20 protein-coding genes and 2 tRNA genes are annotated in these 18956 nt (G+C 31.3%); 14 read left to right on the top strand and 8 right to left on the bottom strand.

The window, feature by feature from the left end; genetic code table 11:
• Window positions 1-25: 25 nt before the first annotated feature.
• The 14 genes from J4T76_RS10795 (at window position 26) to J4T76_RS10730 (ending at window position 12261) form a co-directional block, all read left to right on the top strand.
• Window positions 26-1081: an alpha/beta fold hydrolase gene (locus J4T76_RS10795; protein WP_267341716.1), complete on the top strand. Its 1056-nt coding sequence runs from the start codon at window positions 26-28 to the stop codon at window positions 1079-1081.
• Window positions 1082-1747: 666 nt separating this feature from the next.
• A complete protein-coding gene (gene sbcB / locus J4T76_RS10790; protein WP_267341775.1) occupies window positions 1748-3181 on the top strand; it encodes an exodeoxyribonuclease I in 1434 nt (477 codons plus the stop codon).
• A gap of 108 nt (window positions 3182-3289) precedes the next feature.
• On the top strand, window positions 3290-3745 hold the full coding sequence (locus J4T76_RS10785; protein WP_267341776.1) for a CidA/LrgA family protein: 456 nt from the start codon (window positions 3290-3292) through the stop codon (window positions 3743-3745).
• The gene (locus J4T76_RS10780; protein WP_267341777.1) at window positions 3742-4431 is read left to right on the top strand and encodes a CidB/LrgB family autolysis modulator; all 690 of its coding nucleotides are present in this window, start codon (window positions 3742-3744) and stop codon (window positions 4429-4431) included. The genes J4T76_RS10785 and J4T76_RS10780 overlap by 4 nt, the downstream gene beginning before the upstream one ends.
• A gap of 31 nt (window positions 4432-4462) precedes the next feature.
• Complete coding sequence (locus J4T76_RS10775; protein WP_416380219.1) at window positions 4463-5080, top strand: ElyC/SanA/YdcF family protein; 618 nt, start codon at window positions 4463-4465, stop codon at window positions 5078-5080.
• Window positions 5081-5229: 149 nt separating this feature from the next.
• On the top strand, window positions 5230-5958 hold the full coding sequence (artP, locus tag J4T76_RS10770) for an arginine ABC transporter ATP-binding protein ArtP (RefSeq protein WP_267356187.1): 729 nt from the start codon (window positions 5230-5232) through the stop codon (window positions 5956-5958).
• Between the two features lie 23 nt (window positions 5959-5981).
• On the top strand, window positions 5982-6716 hold the full coding sequence (locus J4T76_RS10765) for a transporter substrate-binding domain-containing protein (RefSeq protein ID WP_267341780.1): 735 nt from the start codon (window positions 5982-5984) through the stop codon (window positions 6714-6716).
• Window positions 6717-6848: 132 nt separating this feature from the next.
• Window positions 6849-7580, top strand: a complete 732-nt coding sequence (artQ, locus tag J4T76_RS10760; RefSeq protein ID WP_416380579.1) for an arginine ABC transporter permease ArtQ — start codon at window positions 6849-6851, stop codon at window positions 7578-7580.
• 9 nt (window positions 7581-7589) lie between these two features.
• Window positions 7590-8267 (top strand): arginine ABC transporter permease ArtM, encoded by a 678-nt coding sequence (gene artM, locus J4T76_RS10755; RefSeq protein ID WP_267355148.1) that lies wholly within the window; start codon window positions 7590-7592, stop codon window positions 8265-8267.
• A gap of 1 nt (window position 8268) precedes the next feature.
• On the top strand, window positions 8269-10104 hold the full coding sequence (uvrC, locus tag J4T76_RS10750; RefSeq protein WP_267341784.1) for an excinuclease ABC subunit UvrC: 1836 nt from the start codon (window positions 8269-8271) through the stop codon (window positions 10102-10104).
• 109 nt (window positions 10105-10213) lie between these two features.
• Window positions 10214-10768: a CDP-diacylglycerol--glycerol-3-phosphate 3-phosphatidyltransferase gene (pgsA, locus tag J4T76_RS10745; protein ID WP_267341785.1), complete on the top strand. Its 555-nt coding sequence runs from the start codon at window positions 10214-10216 to the stop codon at window positions 10766-10768.
• Window positions 10769-10992: 224 nt separating this feature from the next.
• Window positions 10993-11080 (top strand) — tRNA-Leu (locus tag J4T76_RS10740).
• Between the two features lie 18 nt (window positions 11081-11098).
• Window positions 11099-11174 (top strand) — tRNA-Gly (locus tag J4T76_RS10735).
• 370 nt (window positions 11175-11544) lie between these two features.
• Window positions 11545-12261, top strand: coding sequence for a tyrosine-type recombinase/integrase (locus J4T76_RS10730; protein ID WP_267356189.1), 717 nt, complete (start codon window positions 11545-11547; stop codon window positions 12259-12261).
• 307 nt (window positions 12262-12568) lie between these two features.
• Here the strand turns inward: J4T76_RS10730 and J4T76_RS10725 are convergent, their stop codons facing one another.
• The 8 genes from J4T76_RS10725 to J4T76_RS10690 all read right to left on the bottom strand — a co-directional run bounded on the left by J4T76_RS10725 (window position 12569) and on the right by J4T76_RS10690 (window position 18501).
• Entirely contained in the window at window positions 12569-12952 is a 384-nt protein-coding gene (locus tag J4T76_RS10725; RefSeq protein ID WP_267356191.1) for a hypothetical protein, read from the bottom strand.
• 759 nt (window positions 12953-13711) lie between these two features.
• Window positions 13712-14251 carry an RNA polymerase sigma factor gene (locus tag J4T76_RS10720; protein WP_267341789.1) on the bottom strand — a complete coding sequence of 180 codons (540 nt, stop codon included), beginning with the start codon at window positions 14249-14251 and terminating at the stop codon, window positions 13712-13714.
• Window positions 14238-14549, bottom strand: coding sequence for a hypothetical protein (locus tag J4T76_RS10715; RefSeq protein WP_267341790.1), 312 nt, complete (start codon window positions 14547-14549; stop codon window positions 14238-14240). The genes J4T76_RS10720 and J4T76_RS10715 overlap by 14 nt, the downstream gene beginning before the upstream one ends.
• A gap of 33 nt (window positions 14550-14582) precedes the next feature.
• Window positions 14583-14984 carry an HlyD family secretion protein gene (locus J4T76_RS10710; RefSeq protein WP_267356192.1) on the bottom strand — a complete coding sequence of 134 codons (402 nt, stop codon included), beginning with the start codon at window positions 14982-14984 and terminating at the stop codon, window positions 14583-14585.
• 99 nt (window positions 14985-15083) lie between these two features.
• Window positions 15084-15641, bottom strand: coding sequence for an HlyD family secretion protein (locus tag J4T76_RS10705; protein WP_267341793.1), 558 nt, complete (start codon window positions 15639-15641; stop codon window positions 15084-15086).
• 478 nt (window positions 15642-16119) lie between these two features.
• Entirely contained in the window at window positions 16120-16320 is a 201-nt protein-coding gene (locus J4T76_RS10700) for a YgaP family membrane protein (RefSeq protein ID WP_267341794.1), read from the bottom strand.
• A gap of 865 nt (window positions 16321-17185) precedes the next feature.
• Window positions 17186-18223, bottom strand: coding sequence for a type VI immunity family protein (locus tag J4T76_RS10695; RefSeq protein WP_267341795.1), 1038 nt, complete (start codon window positions 18221-18223; stop codon window positions 17186-17188).
• A 50-nt stretch (window positions 18224-18273) separates the two neighbouring features.
• The gene (locus J4T76_RS10690) at window positions 18274-18501 is read right to left on the bottom strand and encodes a hypothetical protein (protein ID WP_267341796.1); all 228 of its coding nucleotides are present in this window, start codon (window positions 18499-18501) and stop codon (window positions 18274-18276) included.
• Window positions 18502-18956 lie beyond the last annotated feature (455 nt).

Here is an 18956-nt window from a genome sequence, read left to right as displayed (position 1 = left end):
AAATAGCAATTACACAAAATAAATTATGGTCAATTTTAAGAAAAAACTATTCGTTTTACTTATAATTCCTTCTTTAGGGTTCTGTCTTGATTTTAATAATAAAAATGAATCGAATTACATTATTAATCATTTCAAATTTAATGATGGCAATACAATGCCAAAATTATCAATACATTATATAACTCTTGGAAATCCAGAAAATAAGCCAGTTTTAATATTACATGGAACTACTGGTAATGGAGAATCAATGTTAAATGATAGTTTTGGCCATGCTTTATTTGATAAAGGAATGCCATTAGATGCAGAAAAGTACTTTATTATTCTTCCTGATGCTATAGGTACAGGACAATCATCAAAACCTTCGGATGGTATGAAAGGTGATTTTCCACATTATGATTATGCGGATATGGTTAATGCACAATACCAATTAATAAAAAATGGATTAAAAATAGATCATTTATACCTTATTATAGGTAATTCGATGGGAGGAATGAATACTTGGAAATGGGTTACAATGTATCCTGATTTTATGACTGCTGCAGTACCAATGGCAGCAACCCCTGCCCCTATGTCTAGTCGAAATTGGATTATGAGAAAAATGGTTATTAATGCTATTAAAAGCGATCCAAATTGGAAAAATGGATTTTATGATAAGCAGCCTGAAAATTTCCAAACAGTATATAATTACTACAATATAGCAACCAACGGAGGTGATATTGCTTGGCAAAATAAGGCATATAGTACCGCAAAAGCAGAAGAACTATTAGCCAGTAGATTAAAAGAACGCATTACAATGGATACTAATGATTTTTTATTTCAATTTGATGCAGCAAGAAACTATGATCCAACTAAAGATTTAATTAAAATAAAAGCACATGTATTAGCAATAAACTCAGAAGATGATGAAAGAAACCCACCGACTGTTGGTCTGATGGAAAAAGCCCTAAAAAAAATTCCTCATGCTCATTATGTATTAATACCTGCAAGTAACGAAACCAGTGGGCATAGTACCACCTTGTCGGCTAATTTGTGGAAAGATCATTTAACTCAATTTTTAAAAGAATTAGAAGAGAATAAATAGATCAAATTTTAAATGAAATGGATGATAAACAATTAATACTTTTAGAGATAATACTTTTAGAGATAATACTTTTATAGTGATGTTGTACTTTTAATTTAAAGTTACAACGTCACAAATATTTTATTGGTTTATACAAAATTTTTAATTTAAGTAAATGATCTATCACCAAATACCCATAAATAATAAAAAATCTTTATCCACCATAATTCTTATTTGCATAAATGGCCCCTACCATAGCGAAGCTCATTTATTAAATAGAACTTTTTTCTTACATTGGAATTAACTAATATTTCATGAGATTACTAGATTCACAAATTTTCTATAATTTCATCACATTTATATAAATACTTAGTCAGATTAATTCAGATTATTAATGAACATTATTCATGGATTAAAATTAAATCGTTAACATTACATCTATACTAAAATTGAAAGGCAATTGTCTCTTTTTGTGATATTCTTACACCAAAATCATTGCCATAAATAGGGTATAGCAAACCAATATTAGGTTTGTTTAAAAAGTATTCTTAATTTTGTATCACTGAGAGCCATAATTATATTTTGTACACATTTAAAAACAAAATTATGTACTCAATCTGTACAAAATAGTTTAAAACCTTTGTGCTAACACGTTTTACAGATAACAAGCAAAAACATAATTAAACAATGAAAAATAACGTCGAGCAACCAACTTTTTACTTTCATGATTATGAAACTTTTGGTATTAATCCAGCTTTGGATCGCCCAGCTCAATTTGCGGGGATTCGAACTGACAATGATTTAAATATCATTGAAGATCCTTTAGTTATTTATTGTCAAATTGCTCAAGATTATTTACCAAATCCCGAAGCTGTACTAATTACTGGTATTACACCTCAGAAAGCAAATCAAAATGGCGTTTGTGAAGCTGAATTTACCAAACAAATTTATCAAGCTTTTAGTGAACCCAATACATGTATTTTAGGATATAACAATATTCGGTTTGATGATGAGGTTACTCGTAATATTTTATATCGTAACTTTTACGATCCCTATTCATATAGCTGGCAAAACGGTAATTCGAGGTGGGATCTTCTTGACGTTGTTAGGGCTTGTTATGCTTTAAGACCAGACGGTATTAATTGGCCAACTAACGATAATGGGCTACCTAGCTTTCGTTTGGAACAACTGACTCAAGCAAATAATATTGAGCATGAGCATGCTCATGATGCTATGTCTGATGTTTATGCAACCATTGCTATGGCTAAGCTTATAAAAGAAAAACAGAGCAAATTATTTAATTATTTTTTCTTTTTACGTAATAAAAATAAAGTTGCTGAACTTATTGATGTTGTCAACATGACCCCTATTGTTCATGTATCAGGCATGCTGGGTAGTTATCGAGGTAATCTATCATTAGTTGCTCCAATAATTTGGCATCCATTACAAAATAATGCAGCTGTTCTATGTGATTTAGCAGGTGATATTGACCTTCTTATTAATTTACCCGTTGAACAAATAAAAGAAAAACTGTATACAAAGACGGAAGATCTTGAGCTTGGAGAGTCACGAATTCCATTAAAGTTAATTCATACAAATAAATGCCCTATTGTCGCTCCACTAAGAACCTTGTTACCTGAAAATGCAAAGCGATTAAGTCTTGATGTAGAACAATGTTTGATTAATCAACAAAAGTTACAAAAAAATCAGAAATTACTTCAGAATAAAATGCAAGAATTATTTAATGTTAATAATGATTATCCAAATAATTCAGATGTAGATACTCAAATTTACAAAGGCTTTTTCAATAATCAAGATAAATTACGCTGTGAAACGATTCGAACAACGCCTACACAGCTATTAGATAGTCTCTCTTTAGCATTTGATGATCCTCGTTTGACTACTCTATTTTTTAGATATAAAGCTCGAAACTATCCGCAAGCATTGACCGAGCGAGAACAAACAATTTGGCTTAACTATTGTCGAGATAAACTTAATACACTCAAAATCCAAGATTATTTATTAAGTTTAGAATTATTGGCTGAAATGTATGTTCAACAACCTGAAAAATTAGCAATTATTAAACAACTTTATAACTATTGTCATTATTTAGTTGGATAATTGAATTTGACGGGCGTATGATATGGTCGATTCTATTAATATCATTGGAATGACAGATAGAAATTATCATCATAATTAAAGTTTGAAATATTTAGCATATATCATATTATGAAACATTTTTTAGCCAAACACGCTACAATAAAGCATCGACTTTATTCTTTGTATTATACGCTTTTTAGCTATGGTCGAGGATTGATTATTCTTACTTTCTGTTTATGGCTAGGTAATATAATCTCAAAAATAATACCGATAATGATTCCTGGCAGTATTATTGGTTTGCTACTTCTATTTTTCTTACTTGCATTTCAATTGATCCCTACATGTTGGATCAAAAACAGCTGTAATCTATTTATGCGTTATATGACAATTCTTTTCATTCCTGCTGCAATGGGCATAATGGATAATTATTCACTTTTATTAGAGAACTGGATCCCCATTATTTTTAGTAGTGTAGGTGGATCAATTATTGTATTAATTTTCACTGCTCTTCTAACCGAAAACTTCCCAAAAATGACTCTAAAAAGTAAAAAAATTCTATCTAAAGATCAGGAGAAGCAACCATGATATGGATGCTACCATTAACAATTTGTGTATTTCTCATTATTCGTAGAATTTCATTTAAATTAAAAAATCCTTTATTTAATCCATTAGTTATATCGGTTATTGTTTTAATTCCAATTTTATTAATTACTAAAACCAGTTATGCGCAATACGTATCAAACGTACAAATTATTAATGATTTGTTGCCTTATTCAGTTGTAGCTCTTGCCTATCCTTTATATGAACTTATTCCTCAAATTAAAGCTCGTTGGAAATCGATAATGTTTATCACATTTACTGCGTCAATTTCTTCAATGATAACTGGTGTTTGTATTGCATTTTGGTTAGGTGGTAATAACACCATTGCCGCCTCAGTTTTACCCAAATCAGTAACTACTGCCATTGCAGTAACGATTGCTACAGATCAAGGAGGTGTGCCCTCTATAGCGGCATTATGTGTAATATTAGTAGGTACATTAGGTGGGATTTTTGGGCATCAAATATTGAATCTTGTTAAAATAAATTCCGCTTCTGCTCGAGGGCTTGCTATAGGAGCCGTTTCGCATGCTGTTGGAACAGCTCGTTGCATTGAAGTTGATTATAACGAAGGAGCCTATAGTTCCTTATCACTTGTTTTATGTGGTATTATGACATCATTGACAGCACCTTTTTTATTTCCAATAATGATATTTATTTTTGATTGGTTTTAGCATGAATTTAAAAAAGCTTTCAGCTTGTTTTATGGGTTTGTGCTTGATTACAATATTTGCGATTCTTATTCTTGACTATTGGATCAGCTATAAAACGGCACCTTATATTTATCACGATGAGAATAAACTACCTTATCGTGCTGTTGGTGTAGTACTTGGAACATCCAAATATGTTCGTGGTGGTGGATTGAATGGATTTTATCGGAATCGCATCGATGGAGCAATCGATCTTTATTGGCAAGGTAAAGTAGATTATCTTTTACTTAGTGGAGATAATGCTCTATTAAGCTATAATGAACCAATCACTATGCAGAAAGATTTAATTAAAGCTGGCATTCCTAGAAAATCGATTGTTCTTGATTACGCAGGTTTTAGAACTTTTGATTCAATTGTTCGTGCTAATAAAGTTTTTGATACAAATGATTTCACAATTATTACTCAAGAGTTTCATTGCGAACGTGCAATTTTTATTGCACTTGAACAAGGAATACAGGCACAATGCTTTGCAGTTCCATCCCCTAAAAGTATGAAATTTGTCCGTATCCGTGAAATATTTGCTCGTGTCAGTGCCTTTATTGACCTTTATATTCTTACTAAAGAACCAAAATATCTTGGTCCTGTAATTCCAATCATATCCAATAATCAATAATTTTCACTAATTTATTTTTTGTAAAAAAGTTTCAGATTAAGGGTACATTTCAATAAAAAAACGGTTAAAATTATTGTCTCATAAATTAGATTGCATTTTTATGCAAAAAAAAGTAATATTTAGTCAATTTAAATTTAAGAAAATGAAGAATGAATATTGAACTAAACCATATTAATTGCTTTTATGGTTCTCATCAGGCTTTAAATGATGTTTCGTTATGCTATCCACTGGGTGAAACCATCGTATTACTTGGTCAAAGTGGTGCAGGAAAAAGCTCTTTATTAAAAGTATTTAATTTACTTGAAATTCCAACATCTGGCGAAATGACCATTGCTGACTCTCATTTTGATTTCTCAAAAAAAATCAGTGAATCAACAATTCGTTTACTTCGTAAAAATGTTGGTATGGTTTTCCAGAATTATAATTTATGGCCGCATTTAACAGTACTTGAAAATCTAATTGAAGCGCCTTGTCAAGTATTAAAAATGTCAAAAAATGAGGCCAGTGACAAAGCAATGTCAATTTTAAAACGTTTGCGAATCGATGATATGGCACACCGCTATCCTCTTCATCTCTCAGGAGGACAACAACAACGTGTAGCTATAGCTAGAGCATTGATGATGGAGCCACAAATCTTATTGTTTGATGAGCCAACAGCAGCATTAGATCCTGCTATTACATCGCAAATAGCAGATATTATTAATGAATTATCACAAACAGGAATTACACAAATTATAGTTACACATGAAGTGGATTTTGCTCGTAAAGTTGCTTCACAAGTGATTTATATGGAACACGGTAAAATTATTGAGCAAGGACAATTAGAATGCTTTGCGCATCCTAAAACCAAAGAATTTAAAGCTTATTTATCACATTAAATAATATCTAATTAGGTGAAAATATGAAGAAAACATTATTAGCCGTTTTATTAGCAAGTGCAACATTTGTTGCTCAAGCTGCCGAAAACCTTATCATCGGTACAGAAGCAACTTATGCACCTTTTGAATTTACTAATGATAAAAATGAAATTGTAGGTTTTGATATTGATATCATTAACAAAATTTGTAGTGAAATGAATGTTTCTTGCAAAATTGTTAACCAGTCGTTTGATGGTTTAATTCCTAGTTTAAAAACTCGACGAATTGATGCAGCAATTGCTGGTATAGATGTCACAGCTGAAAGACAAAAACAAATTGATTTTACTAAAATATATTACGATGATAGTTCAATTCAATTTATTACATTAAAAGATACCCTAACCAGTTTAGAACAACTTAAAGGAAAACGTGTTGGTATTCAAAAAGGTACGACTTATTTAAAATATTTGAATGAAAAATTCCCTGATATTAAACCTGTTAGTTATGATAGTTACCAATTTGCATTTCTTGATTTAAAAGCTAAACGTATTGATGCTATTGTTGCAAGTTCATTCGTAGCAAGTGACTGGTTAGGAAAAGATACCGAAATTGTACCATTAGGTGATAAGATTACTGATCATGAATTTTTTGGTGAGGGTTTAAGCATCGCTTTACGTAAAGGTAATGATGAACTTCGTGAAAAATTCAATCAAGCAATCGATAAGCTAAAAGCAAATGGAGAATTAGAAGCTATTTATAAAAAATGGTTTAATAATTAGTCGTTAAAATTTAATTCTTAATGCCTTTATGATCTCGCCGCAAACACTGCGGCGAATTTATTTTTTTAATTTAAATACGGTTTTTTTATGTCAGACTTTCTATCCAACGGAACAAACTGGATTCTATCTTCGATGGACGGATATATCTTGCCATTAGTGCAAGCAACGTCAATCACATTATCATTAGCCTTTGTGTCATTAATTGTCGGCATCATATTTGCCTTTATCTTTACGCTGTTAGAATCTGCTCCTTTTAAACCCGTTGCATGGTTAATGTCCTTATTTAATTTGACTATCCGTGCCCTACCCGAATTATTAATTGTGGTGGCAATTTATACTGGACTACCATTATTATTGATGTCATTAGATGATGGCATAGCAATTTCACTTGGATTTACTTCATTTACGGTGCAAATCGATATAGCAAACACTAAACCCGATCCATTTTTATGTGGTGTAACTGCACTTTCATTACTTTATGCTGTTTATGCATCTCAAACATTACGCGGCGCTTTTAAAGCAATTTCAAATGGTCAAAAGCAAGCGGCACAAGTATTGGGATTGAGCAAAGCGCGAACGTTCTTTCGAATTATTCTGCCGCAAATGTGGCGTCATGCTTTACCTGGTTTGAGCAATCAATGGTTGATTTTATTAAAAGATACCGCGTTAGTTTCAGCAATTGCCATCGATGATTTGATGATGCAAACAAAAACCATCATCGCTCGGACCAATCAACCTTTTCTATGGTATTTCATTGCGATGCTTATTTATTTAATAATTTCTATTTTAAGCCAAAAGGTTATTACGCGAATCGAAAAGCGCTCAACCTATTTTGAACAACCAAAATCCGCTAAGAGTTTATAAGGTCACGTTATGTTTGATAATTTTATTTACTATCTTAAAGTCATTTTACAAGGACTTCCTGATACCTTAAGTTTAGGTATTTTAGGCATTATTTCAGCAGGACTCCTGGCGGTTATCTTTTCTTGCTTATTGTCAATAAATTCTTGTTTAATTAAAAAAATTATACGTACCTATATTATTATATTTACTGGTTCACCGCTATTAGTTCAGCTATTTTTAATCTACTATGGACCATCACAATTTGGCGATGTTTTAAGTAAAGTACCAACATTTTATGAGATTATCTCCTCACCTTGGTTCTGTGCTTATCTTGCATTAACACTTAATAGCGCTGCCTATACTACGCAAATATTTTATGGAGCTTTAAAATCTGTACCACAAGGTCAGTGGCAAGCGTGTGAAGCTTTAGGTATGAATAAAATACAAACATTAAAAATTATTATGCCTTATGCATTAAAACGAGCACTTTCTACTTATTCTAATGAAGTGGTTTTTGTAGTAAAAGGCACCGCTTTAGCTTCTATGATTCCGGTTATGGATATTATGGGATATAGCAATCAACTAAATGGAGATTATTACGATTTTTCAATTTTTGTCGTTGCAGGGTCAGTTTACCTCTTGATAAATGGGCTTTTAAGCACCATTATGAGGATAATAGAGAAAAAAGCCCTCACATTTGAAAACTAATATGAGCCAATTTGATTCAACATCATTTTTAAAAACAGTCCCACATAAACCTGGTATTTATCAAATGTTCAATGATAAACAGACCATTATTTATGTGGGTAAAGCCAAAGATCTCTACAACCGATTAAAAAGCTATTTCAACAGTAGCAAAAAAACGCTTAAGACCGATAGGCTAGTCAGTCATATCCATCATGTTGAATTTACCATTACCAACACCGAAACTGAAGCTTTATTACTTGAACAAACTTACATTAAAAAATATCAACCTCGTTATAATGTATTATTAAAAGACGATAAAAGTTATCCATTTATAAAGCTTAGTAAAGAACGTCATCCACAATTGTCACTTTACCGTGGTGCAATTAATCGAAAAAAAGATGAGTTTTTTGGACCTTATCCAAGTGGATATGCAGTTAAACAGATTTTAGCCCTGCTACAAAAAACCTTTCCAATTAGACAATGTTTGGATAGCACTTATCGCAATCGTACACGTCCATGTTTACAATACCAAATTAAACGTTGTTTAGGACCATGTGTATCAGGATTAGTCAGTGACGAAGATTATAATGAACAAGTTAATTATGTTAGATTATTTTTGTCTGGACGCTCAGAACAGATTCTACAAAAAATAACTGAGGATATGCATAAAGCAAGTAATGATCTTAATTTCGAGAAAGCCGCCGCATTACGAGATCAGCTACAAGCAATAAAACATATCAATGAAAAACAAGCTATATACAATAATAATGATAATCTTGATGTAATTGGATTCCATTATGAGTTTGGTTTAGCTTGTATTTATGTTTTATTTATTCGCAATGGACAAACCTTCGGTCACCGTTCATATTATCCTAAAGTGCCATCAAATACTGAATTAGAAGAAGTCATTGAAACCTTTTTAGGTCAATTTTACTTGCAAGGTAATCAAAATAGAAATATTCCTCAAAAGATTTTATTGAATTTTTCATTATCAGATAAACAAGCAATGGAAGAAACCTTATCTATCATTGCACAGCATCAAGTTAAATTAGTTGATGAACCTAAAGGTGATAATTTAAAACTACTTAATATTGCTACAGTCAATGCCCAAACAGCTGTTAAAAACAAGTTATTGGAGAATTCAACCATAAAACAACGCTATGATGCACTTAAAACATTTTTAGGGATTGATAAAATCAATCGTATGGAGTGCTTTGATATCAGTCACTTTATGGGAAAAAATACCATTGCCTCTTGTGTCGTATTTGATGAAAATGGACCAGTTAAATCTGAATTTCGTCGCTATAATATCTCAGGTATTACGCCAGGTGATGATTATGCTGCGATGGAACAAGTCTTAACACGTCGTTATAATAAAAAAGATCTGCCTAATGAAAAAGTTCCAGATATCATCTTTATTGATGGTGGTAAAGGTCAACTTAACCAGGCATTACAAGTATTTGAACAGTTAGATGTTAATTGGGATAAAAATCATCCAATTTTAATCGGTGTAGCTAAAGGTGCAGAAAGAAAAGAAGGACTCGAAACACTATTTTTTGAAGCACATGGTACAGGTCATTATCTTGATGATCGTTCCCCTGCTCTATTGCTTATCCAACAAATTCGTAACGCATCTCACGATCATGCTATTGTGGGACAACGAAAAAAAGGGACAAAGCAACTTACGGACAGCGCATTAGAACACATTAATGGTATAGGAGCAAAAAGACGAAAAGCACTTTTAAACCATTTTGGCGGATTAAGAGAGTTAAAAAATGCCAGTATTGATGAAATAGCTCAAGTACAAGGTATTTCTAAACCATTAGCTGAAAAAATTTATCTAAATTTACAACAATAACACATTGAAAAAATAACATATTTCAGGCAACATAAGTATTAAAAGAACACTATTTTTTTATTATCACTAATACTTTGATTAATAAAATAAAAAAAAGAGCTTATTTCACATGAAAATTAACCTACCAACATTCTTAACACTATTTCGAGTCATTTTAATTCCTTTTTTGGTATTAACGTTTTATCTTCTACCTCATGAATGGTCTGGTTTTTTTTCAGCGCTCATTTTTTTAATCGCAGCGATAACGGATATTTTTGATGGTTATCTTGCTCGCCGTCTAGGGCAAACTACGAAGTTTGGTGCTTTCTTGGATCCGGTTGCAGATAAGATCATGGTAACAATTGCATTAGTATTAATAACTCAATATTATCAGGCATGGTGGATCTCGATTCCAGCAATTATTATTGTATCCCGTGAAATTATCATATCAGCCTTGCGTGAATGGATGGCCGAGATTGGCAAACGTAATCATGTTGCTGTGTCATGTATTGGTAAAATTAAAACCATTGCTCAAATGACTGCATTAACTTGGTTACTTTGGCGTCCTTGTGATATTGTTATTTATGCAGGTTTAATAACTTTATTACTTGCTACAGCTTTAACCCTCTTATCCATGTTGCAATATTTATGGATAGCGCATAATGATCTATTAGATGAAGAGTAATACGATGTTTTTTTAACTTTTCATGTGTAATTTTATTGTATAACAATCAATCCAATAAAACGGTACATATCTACTTTAAATCAGTAAAAGAATATCTTTAAACCATGAACAAGTTAAACATTAAGCAATCAATCAATTTATTTAAAATTTCTATTGACTGAAAAGCTAAGATAGGTAAAATGCACAGCATCCAAAGCAAATTACTTTTTGATAATTTGTTTTTAGCCCGGGTGGTGAAATCGGTAGACACAAGGGATTTAAAATCCCTCGGCCTTTTTGGCCGTGCGAGTTCAAGTCTCGCCCCGGGCACCATTAACAAACACTTCTTACGCGGGAATAGCTCAGTTGGTAGAGCGCAACCTTGCCAAGGTTGAGGTCGCGAGTTCGAACCTCGTTTCCCGCTCCAATATAACCCCCATTGGAATCGATTAAAGCCTGAAAATCTAGGAATTTAAATGTTTACAGTGATTTATTTTTCCGCTGTAGAACAAGTTAATCCATTGTCTTCCGTGAAAAATTAGTCCAAAAAATAGGTTATTGTAATAGATATATTTTTTGAACAGTTTATCTAAAAAATTGACTCACTATCCTTACATTTATTTATTGATAACATAAGGCGTTTTTATGACTTTATTATCTGATTTCAAAACAAAGCAGCCAAAACCAAAGAAAAAGAATATACACTCAAAGATGGAGATGAAGTATTTCTTAATATTTATTCTAACGGTTCAAAATATTGGCTATTCCGTTTTTCTTAGAATGGTAGACAAACCAGAATGTCTTTAGGTTCTTATCCAAAAACGGATCTAAAGAAAGCTAGATATTTACGTTCTTTTGCTCAAAATAAATTATCCAATAATATTGACCCTAGATTAGAAAAAAATGAAGCATATGTTAATTCTATAACGCCAGAAGAACATTTAAGTGTTTCATTTATTGAGTTTGCTGAAAACTGGCTTATATGTAAATTGAGAAAATTGAATGCAAAACCCTCTAAGAAAAAAAGAACAATGGTCGAGGAAGCACAGAATTACAGATCCTACGTGCCTTTAAAGGCGATATTTTCTGCCTTAAAAGATAAATCACTGAAAAATGTCACAAGAAGTGATTTATTGTCAATCTTAAGTAAGGTTGAGGCTCGTGGAGCATTATCAATAGCCGAGAAAATAAGAAGTTGGTTAGATGAAATTTTTCGTTACGCTGTTATTACTGAAGAATTACGAATTAATCCTACATCTGATTTAGATAATGCAGCGATTCTCTATCGTCGTAATAAGCGCTATCCTTTTATTCAGGTTGATGAATTACCAGAATTACTAGGTAAATTATCAAACTATAAAGGAAGTAGAGTAACAGTGTTAGGATTAAAGTTCTTACTACTTACAGGAGTACGAACAGTTGAACTTCGTTTTTCAGAAACTTGGCAGGTTAATTTAAAAAATGCAATTTGGCATTATTTTTTTGACAAATATTGCTGTCTTTTTAATAAGTAACCTGCGTTATAGATGCTGGCATAACCTTTACGCCGTAGCTGAACATTTCCTTTGGAAGATAACTTTACATTCCACCCTTCACTCAAAGCAAAGTTAATAAAAAAATAGAATTGTCTATCTTTTAAAGCTAATAAGTTTTTAATCTTCATCATTATTCTCCATATCACGACATAACATTGAGAAGATAGAAGCATATGTAATTGGTCCAGAAATTTTTTCTTCACCAAATGAATGAAGGTAAGTGATGAAAATATCTTTTTATAAGCGTCACTTTTGTTTAAGAGTATAGAAAATAGATACTCCTAGATCAGTTATCAATTTGATTATGAGTGTAAGATTGTCCACGTAATAATCCGCCTAAACTATAACGGCTATTTAACTTAATATTTCCTTCAATTAAATAATACTTATCAATTTTGGCGTTACCAAATGTATAAAGATATTTATTATTTGTTACTAAATTATGTGAAAATAAATAAAATATATTATCTTCTTTATCATCCCACTCGATATCAGCAGGTCCAGAAGGTAAATAGTAACGATTAATTTGCTTCCCATCTTTGAATATTGAAATCATTTCAGATAAACTAAGTTTGCCTTCAACAAATTTCTTTTTATTTTTTGTTGTTAGAGTTTCTAATTCATCATCTAAAGAGATAGGGAATATTCTGGCTCTGAGACATTTCAACAAGAAAAACAGTATCTTCATCGGGAGATATATCTGTAAAATGGATCGCATCACGACCATTTAAGCGGTGTAATATGTCAAATTGATCATCCTCAATATTATAAACGCCACACTCAATTGCAACTTTTTTGCTTGTTTACGCTGCTCTATAAAAAGTATCAATAGATGGCCAGCGGCTGAAATATATTTTGCCATTTTTGATTCGTTGAGTTGATGAATACATTGGGTGATAATCAATACTTTTATTATATATTATTTTGTATTTTTCTGTATTTATATCAAGTCCAAGAATAAATCCTCCATGAAAAAGCTAACATAAACCCAATCATTATAGATCTCAGCAGAATGAATAAAATGAGAAACTTCAATATAATTATGAGGAGTTCGATTTCAAGGAGCTTTCATATTATCTACACCGAACATATTAGAATAAATGTGTTGGAAATAATTATGCTGATTAATTGTCCAGCATATCACTTCTGAACTTTGTATATCGATGAGAAAACAATAATTCTGACCATTCAACCCAGAACCTGGAATAAAAATTTTCTGAGAAAGATTGTCTGGTACTAAACCAACATTAGGTGCTACATAAGTTTCTTTGATGACTTTTACTAAAGAGTTGATCAAATTACCTATATTTTTTACTTCTGAACAAATATTATTATCATTATCCTATTGAATATTCATTTTTTTCATTTATCGTCCCTATAACAAACATACTAATCCCTAGTTATCAACTTTTGAATATTATTCTTAGCTTTAATGTCCACTAAGTTCCAATCTTTTCCGAATAATATTTCTCGCTCTATGCAGCCTACTTTTCACTGCTTCAATACTTATTCCCAAAATTTCAGCCACCTCTGGCGCTGTTAATTCATTGACATCTCTTAGGATTAATACTGTTCGGTAAGTAACAGGAAGGGAAATGATTGCTTTACTTAAGTCGAGCCTCAATATTGATTGTTCGGAGTTAGTAACGTTACCATCAGCAAATAACTTTTCCATATCATTTGCGTCCATAAGTAAACTATTTTTGTTTAATCTAAAGATTTTATAACACTCGCGCTCTACAATGCGAAACAACCAAGTAGAAAGTGCTGAGATTGTTCGCAGAAGCTCTATTTTTTTATATAAAATCCAAAGAGCCATTTGTACTGCATCCTCAGCGTCCTCTGCTGAAGAGCAAACTTTTCGCGAAAAACGATTTAGATCTGGTTGGCATTTTTCCAATAATTCAATCAAAGCGACCTGATCACCTGAGCGGGCCAGCATAATAAGATTTTCATCAATTTTTTTCATAACTACCCTCCTTTCTCCTTGTACATAAAAGAGTCTTAGTCTGATAAAAAGGATTCAAATATTTTATATTTTTTTGAAATATAAAACTTAGCAGTATTGAGAATCTGAAAAAGCAATTGATAAAAAATCTATCCGAAATCGTCCCCAAAATATCTTTGAGAGAAGCATTAGTAATTTGAACATCTAGAATAGCCATAAAGACACCAAGAATAGCAGCAAGGACTGCAATCCAATTTCTAGTATTTACTTTTTCTGTTGATATATTTTCTTTGGCAAGATTCTTTTTCAAAGTTGGCATCTTATTATCTTATCATCCTTATTTTTTTATAAATTATTGACGTTTATCAATTTCAACTGTTGCAGACATCCCGAGAAAAACTCTTTCAATATCGGTTGAAACAAAAGTAATTTTGATAGGAATTCTTTGTACAATTTTAGTAAAATTGCCCGTTGCATTATCGGGAGGGAGTAGTGAGAATTGAGCCCCAGAAGCAGGAGAGAGGCTATCAATAACACCGATAAATTTTTTATTTGGGATAGCATCAATTGTGATAGTTACTTCTTGTCCTTTTTTAAGTCCATCCAACTGTGTTTCCTTAAAATTAGCAATAACCCATCGATCCTCTTGTACAATTGCAAATAACTGCTGCCCTGGTTGTACTCGATTACCAATTTCAATATTTTTTTTACCAATATATCCATCAACTGGAGAAATGATTTTATGATAACCCAACTATACTTCTGCTTCTTTAAGGCGTGAAAGCAAGACCTTTTTTTGTTCTAACTGTGCTTTGTTAAAATATTCTTGAGCTACAACTTTTTCTCTAGCCGCTTATTCCCGTTGAATTGCAGCATGTAAATCAGCAATAGCAACATCATTTGCAGCAATGGCTAAATTCATTTCATTTGTTGAGATGGCTTTTTTATTTTCTTTATATAAAGTTTTTGAACGAAAAACCTCAGATTCAGCACGCTTTTTTTCGGCAATGAATCGCGCTACTTGAAATTTTAAGGCATCAGCTTCTGCTTTTTGTGCAACAATTTCTGCACTAATTTGTTGGTATTGAACTTCAATTAGCGCTATTTCAGCTTTAATTTGCTCTATTTTAATATTTTGATCTGTTGATTCTAAAATAGCTAATACATCACCTTTTTTTACTTTCTGATTATCTTCTACTAGGATATCAGATATAATTTCAGGTACTCGAGTAGACACCATACTTACATGTCCATGAACATAAGCGTTATTTGTCTCTTCAAAAAAATAACCGTGCCAAACCATTCGAACTACTACAACACAACCAATTATTAACCCCAGACCAAAAATATATTTTTTCAAATTTTTGCGAATATTATTTAAAAATGATTTTTCCTTATCTTCTTGCGACATCAGCAACCTCTACCATCCTTTTATGACGTTCATTTCTTTGAATAAAAATAGGTTGTATCGTTCCATTGGAATAATTCTTAGAACTACTAGATTTCATGCTAAGAAAAACCATGCAACCTAAAATTATCTTATATGTATAAATCATTTATTTTTTTTGTGCATGGTTCACAAGTTTTACCCGAGTTAGAGAGGGTAAGTATGAGACCTATAACCCAGCAAGCCGGACAGCCACGTAACACAAAAAATCCACAAATAGCAGAAATAACTCCCAATATTACGGTTAACAAAAGCCCCTGAATAAATAGATAGATAGATAAACCTAACAACCCGAATCCAAGACATCCTCGGAACAAATGAACCGTGACAGAACTACTTTGAAACATATATTCACCTCCCAAGTTATTGAGCTCAGTCTGCAATTCCCTTGAGTGAAATAGAACTTTATTTATACTTCAAGGAAAATACAGTCCGATTTTTTCTAATCGATTTTCCTTTTTGCAATGGAATACATAGGGCAAAAACCTGTAATTCCAGTACAAGTTAAAACGCCTCCAATCGCTATAGCTATCCACATAACTAAAGCAGTTGGAGCAAAAAGGAAACCTAAGCAAGCAATACATGCACCAACAAAAATTCTACATACACGCTCAAGACTAGGAACATTTTTTTTAATACTCATTATTCACCTCTCTCTATTTTTTTAAATTGAATACTAAATTGCATTAATAAAGAGTCAGTAAAGTTAAAAAAGGATTCAAAGAATTTATTTAAATAAATTTTAGGAGTAATAAAGTTAAGTTTATTTGATGCTAATTATATGAAAAACAAAGAATAAATCATGATAAAAAATAAGATGATTTTAGATATGAAATTACAGAGTTAGAATACAAGATCTGTTATATTATTGAGTTCGAACCTCGTTTCCCGCTCCAATTATTAATGCTTAAGTTTTAAATGAACGAAAGGTCATTATCAGGTATTTTCAAGTAATCTCTAAGATTCAATTAAATATCCACAAATAAGTGCATCGTTTTTTAATTTAAGTACTTCGATAATCATTATCTAAATTTCTCATTTACCTTATAAAGATGATTGATCCTATTATTTAAGGATTTTATCAATTATGCCAATATTTTTATGAACGTATGATTTATTGTACAAAGACATATGTATGCTAAAAGAATCTCGTCTTATTTTGCTGATTAGTTGAGCTTAAAGCTTAAAAGTGTTTATTTAGTATCTTTTTATATTAATTCATTTTTTATTTACTTAAATAAGGTTATTACGTCCAGAATTTGTAATTAAAAAACGTTTTTTACTAAAATGTACGGCTAATCTGAAATATTTTGAAATAAATATCATAGCAATAAAAAAATAACCATATTTATAAAAATAGAATTAAATCCAAGTTGATACCGACCTAAAACCTTTCAACAATCACACAAACAACTCATGTTAAGAGTGAAAGGTCTGGTAATTTATAATTTTATTTAAAATATGTTTAACTAATGAGATAGAATGTCTATAAAACATTCCAAGTAGTATTAAGGCTCAGCATCTTTCTCATCTTCAGATTCTTCAGTTGGAAGATCGGTTGGAGTGGCATCGTCAAAACGACCTTGCCATTCTTTAGAAGTCTGACTATCTTGAATTTTACCGTTGTTTGAAGTAAAACCAAATGAAGCAATCATTGGCGCACGTGCTGGCTTTAATAAAGCATTAGCATTAACATAATGTTTGGGATAAGGATTATGGCTAATATCACAAAGTTCGGGCACTTCCCCTGCTTGAACAACTACTCCACCAGTGTAGGGATGGAAAATCACTCCCTCATCACTATTTTGCTGTTTAACTTCATCGATACTCCCTAATTTTTCAGTAAAAAGTTCTTCACTGAGTATAGTTAACCAGTTAATGCTTTTAAATCCGTCTCTAAAATGTTTATCTTCTTCATCAGTGGAAATATCTAAACCTAAATATTTACGAGCTAACTCACCTTCTAAATATTGATAATCATAATATTTATAACGTTGTCTTATACCTAAACCAAAAAAACCATGTAAAGGTTTTAAAATTTGGCTGACTTGTCGGATGAATTCTATTATTTTATCAACTCCAAAATCTTTTAGTTCATAAATCGGCAAATAAAATTGTAAATAACTCACTGTATTATACTCTTTTTCGAGAAATTCTGATCTTGACAGAACTTTAATTAAATAGTCAGGGATCAAATACAGTTTATCAACATTACTCCAATAAAAACTTAAAGTATCTGCATAAAATCCATTATTAAGTATTATTTTTTGAGCTAAACTGATGGCGTGATAACGATATAAAGTATTGGGATCACCATTCCCAAAGCCATAATTAAGGTTTTTTCCCCAATTTTTATCATATAATGCTAGGACTTGGTTAATTGCTTGACGCTTTTCAGTTTTATAAGATTCGTTTAAATAAAAGCATCCAACTAAACCAATTTTTAAAGCATTTTCGGTATGGTCAAAATCCAAATAATGACCAAAATTAAATTTATCATAATTTAATTTATATTCCTCTAAGAGTTGCTGCAATTTATCGTTCATTTGCTTATCCTATTTTTATTTGACATTGCATTAGTTAATACCCAGTTGTATTACATATGAAACGTTTTATTGGTAATAAGGAGTTGAGAATTAGCAGATAAAATGTTAGCTACACTGATATAAATGATAGCGTTATACCAGTATCGGTTTAGTTGTTCATTATGAACAACAGGTAATAAAGAAAGGATTAAATTCATTCCATCACCTTTTAAAGCATAATGATTATGAATAAAATTTAGGTACAACTGATTAATGAATTCGAATAATTCATTTTTCATAACTTTCTCCTTGCATAATCCTTACATATTGTAAGAGTTAATATTTATATATTTTTTAATAGTAATTTTTAATTATTTTTATTAAACAACATGATTATTATAGTTGGTGTAATTCTATTGATATTGATCTCATTGGAAGTTTACGAAAAACTTACAAAAAACAAACAAACAAATGTAATATATAAACTACCCGTTTTAGAATAATTTGCAACCGTTTTTATGTCTTTATGTTACTATTTTAAACTGTTTTTAATATTTCGGATGAAATTTATACAAATATAGAATTAATAAGATTCAATAAATTGTAATATCAATTTCAAATAGCACTTTCATTTTTTATCGATTACCTGTCTAAAACGCATAGATAAAATCCATTATTCAAAACATTCTTATATATCTTTTTGTTCCAAAGGTTGTCGATAAAATTAAACCTAAATGATATAAACTCAGGTAAT

The sequence above is a fragment of the Gilliamella sp. B3022 genome (assembly GCF_028751545.1).
Lineage (GTDB): Bacteria > Pseudomonadota > Gammaproteobacteria > Enterobacterales > Orbaceae > Gilliamella.
This window is presented reverse-complemented; position numbering and strand designations above follow the sequence as displayed.

Coding starts and splice junctions, on each gene's coding strand:
- sbcB (WP_267341775.1), top strand. CDS start 1,748: ATGAAAAATAACGTCGAGCAACCAACTTTTTACTTTCATGATTATGAA.
- J4T76_RS10695 (WP_267341795.1), bottom strand. CDS start 18,223: ATGAACGATAAATTGCAGCAACTCTTAGAGGAATATAAATTAAATTAT.
- J4T76_RS10795 (WP_267341716.1), top strand. CDS start 26: ATGGTCAATTTTAAGAAAAAACTATTCGTTTTACTTATAATTCCTTCT.
- J4T76_RS10690 (WP_267341796.1), bottom strand. CDS start 18,501: ATGAAAAATGAATTATTCGAATTCATTAATCAGTTGTACCTAAATTTT.
- artQ (WP_416380579.1), top strand. CDS start 6,849: ATGGACGGATATATCTTGCCATTAGTGCAAGCAACGTCAATCACATTA.
- artP (WP_267356187.1), top strand. CDS start 5,230: ATGAATATTGAACTAAACCATATTAATTGCTTTTATGGTTCTCATCAG.
- J4T76_RS10705 (WP_267341793.1), bottom strand. CDS start 15,641: ATGTCGCAAGAAGATAAGGAAAAATCATTTTTAAATAATATTCGCAAA.
- uvrC (WP_267341784.1), top strand. CDS start 8,269: ATGAGCCAATTTGATTCAACATCATTTTTAAAAACAGTCCCACATAAA.
- J4T76_RS10785 (WP_267341776.1), top strand. CDS start 3,290: ATGAAACATTTTTTAGCCAAACACGCTACAATAAAGCATCGACTTTAT.
- J4T76_RS10720 (WP_267341789.1), bottom strand. CDS start 14,251: ATGAAAAAAATTGATGAAAATCTTATTATGCTGGCCCGCTCAGGTGAT.
- J4T76_RS10700 (WP_267341794.1), bottom strand. CDS start 16,320: ATGAGTATTAAAAAAAATGTTCCTAGTCTTGAGCGTGTATGTAGAATT.
- J4T76_RS10765 (WP_267341780.1), top strand. CDS start 5,982: ATGAAGAAAACATTATTAGCCGTTTTATTAGCAAGTGCAACATTTGTT.
- pgsA (WP_267341785.1), top strand. CDS start 10,214: ATGAAAATTAACCTACCAACATTCTTAACACTATTTCGAGTCATTTTA.
- J4T76_RS10780 (WP_267341777.1), top strand. CDS start 3,742: ATGATATGGATGCTACCATTAACAATTTGTGTATTTCTCATTATTCGT.
- J4T76_RS10715 (WP_267341790.1), bottom strand. CDS start 14,549: ATGCCAACTTTGAAAAAGAATCTTGCCAAAGAAAATATATCAACAGAA.
- artM (WP_267355148.1), top strand. CDS start 7,590: ATGTTTGATAATTTTATTTACTATCTTAAAGTCATTTTACAAGGACTT.
- J4T76_RS10775 (WP_416380219.1), top strand. CDS start 4,463: ATGGGTTTGTGCTTGATTACAATATTTGCGATTCTTATTCTTGACTAT.
- J4T76_RS10730 (WP_267356189.1), top strand. CDS start 11,545: ATGTCTTTAGGTTCTTATCCAAAAACGGATCTAAAGAAAGCTAGATAT.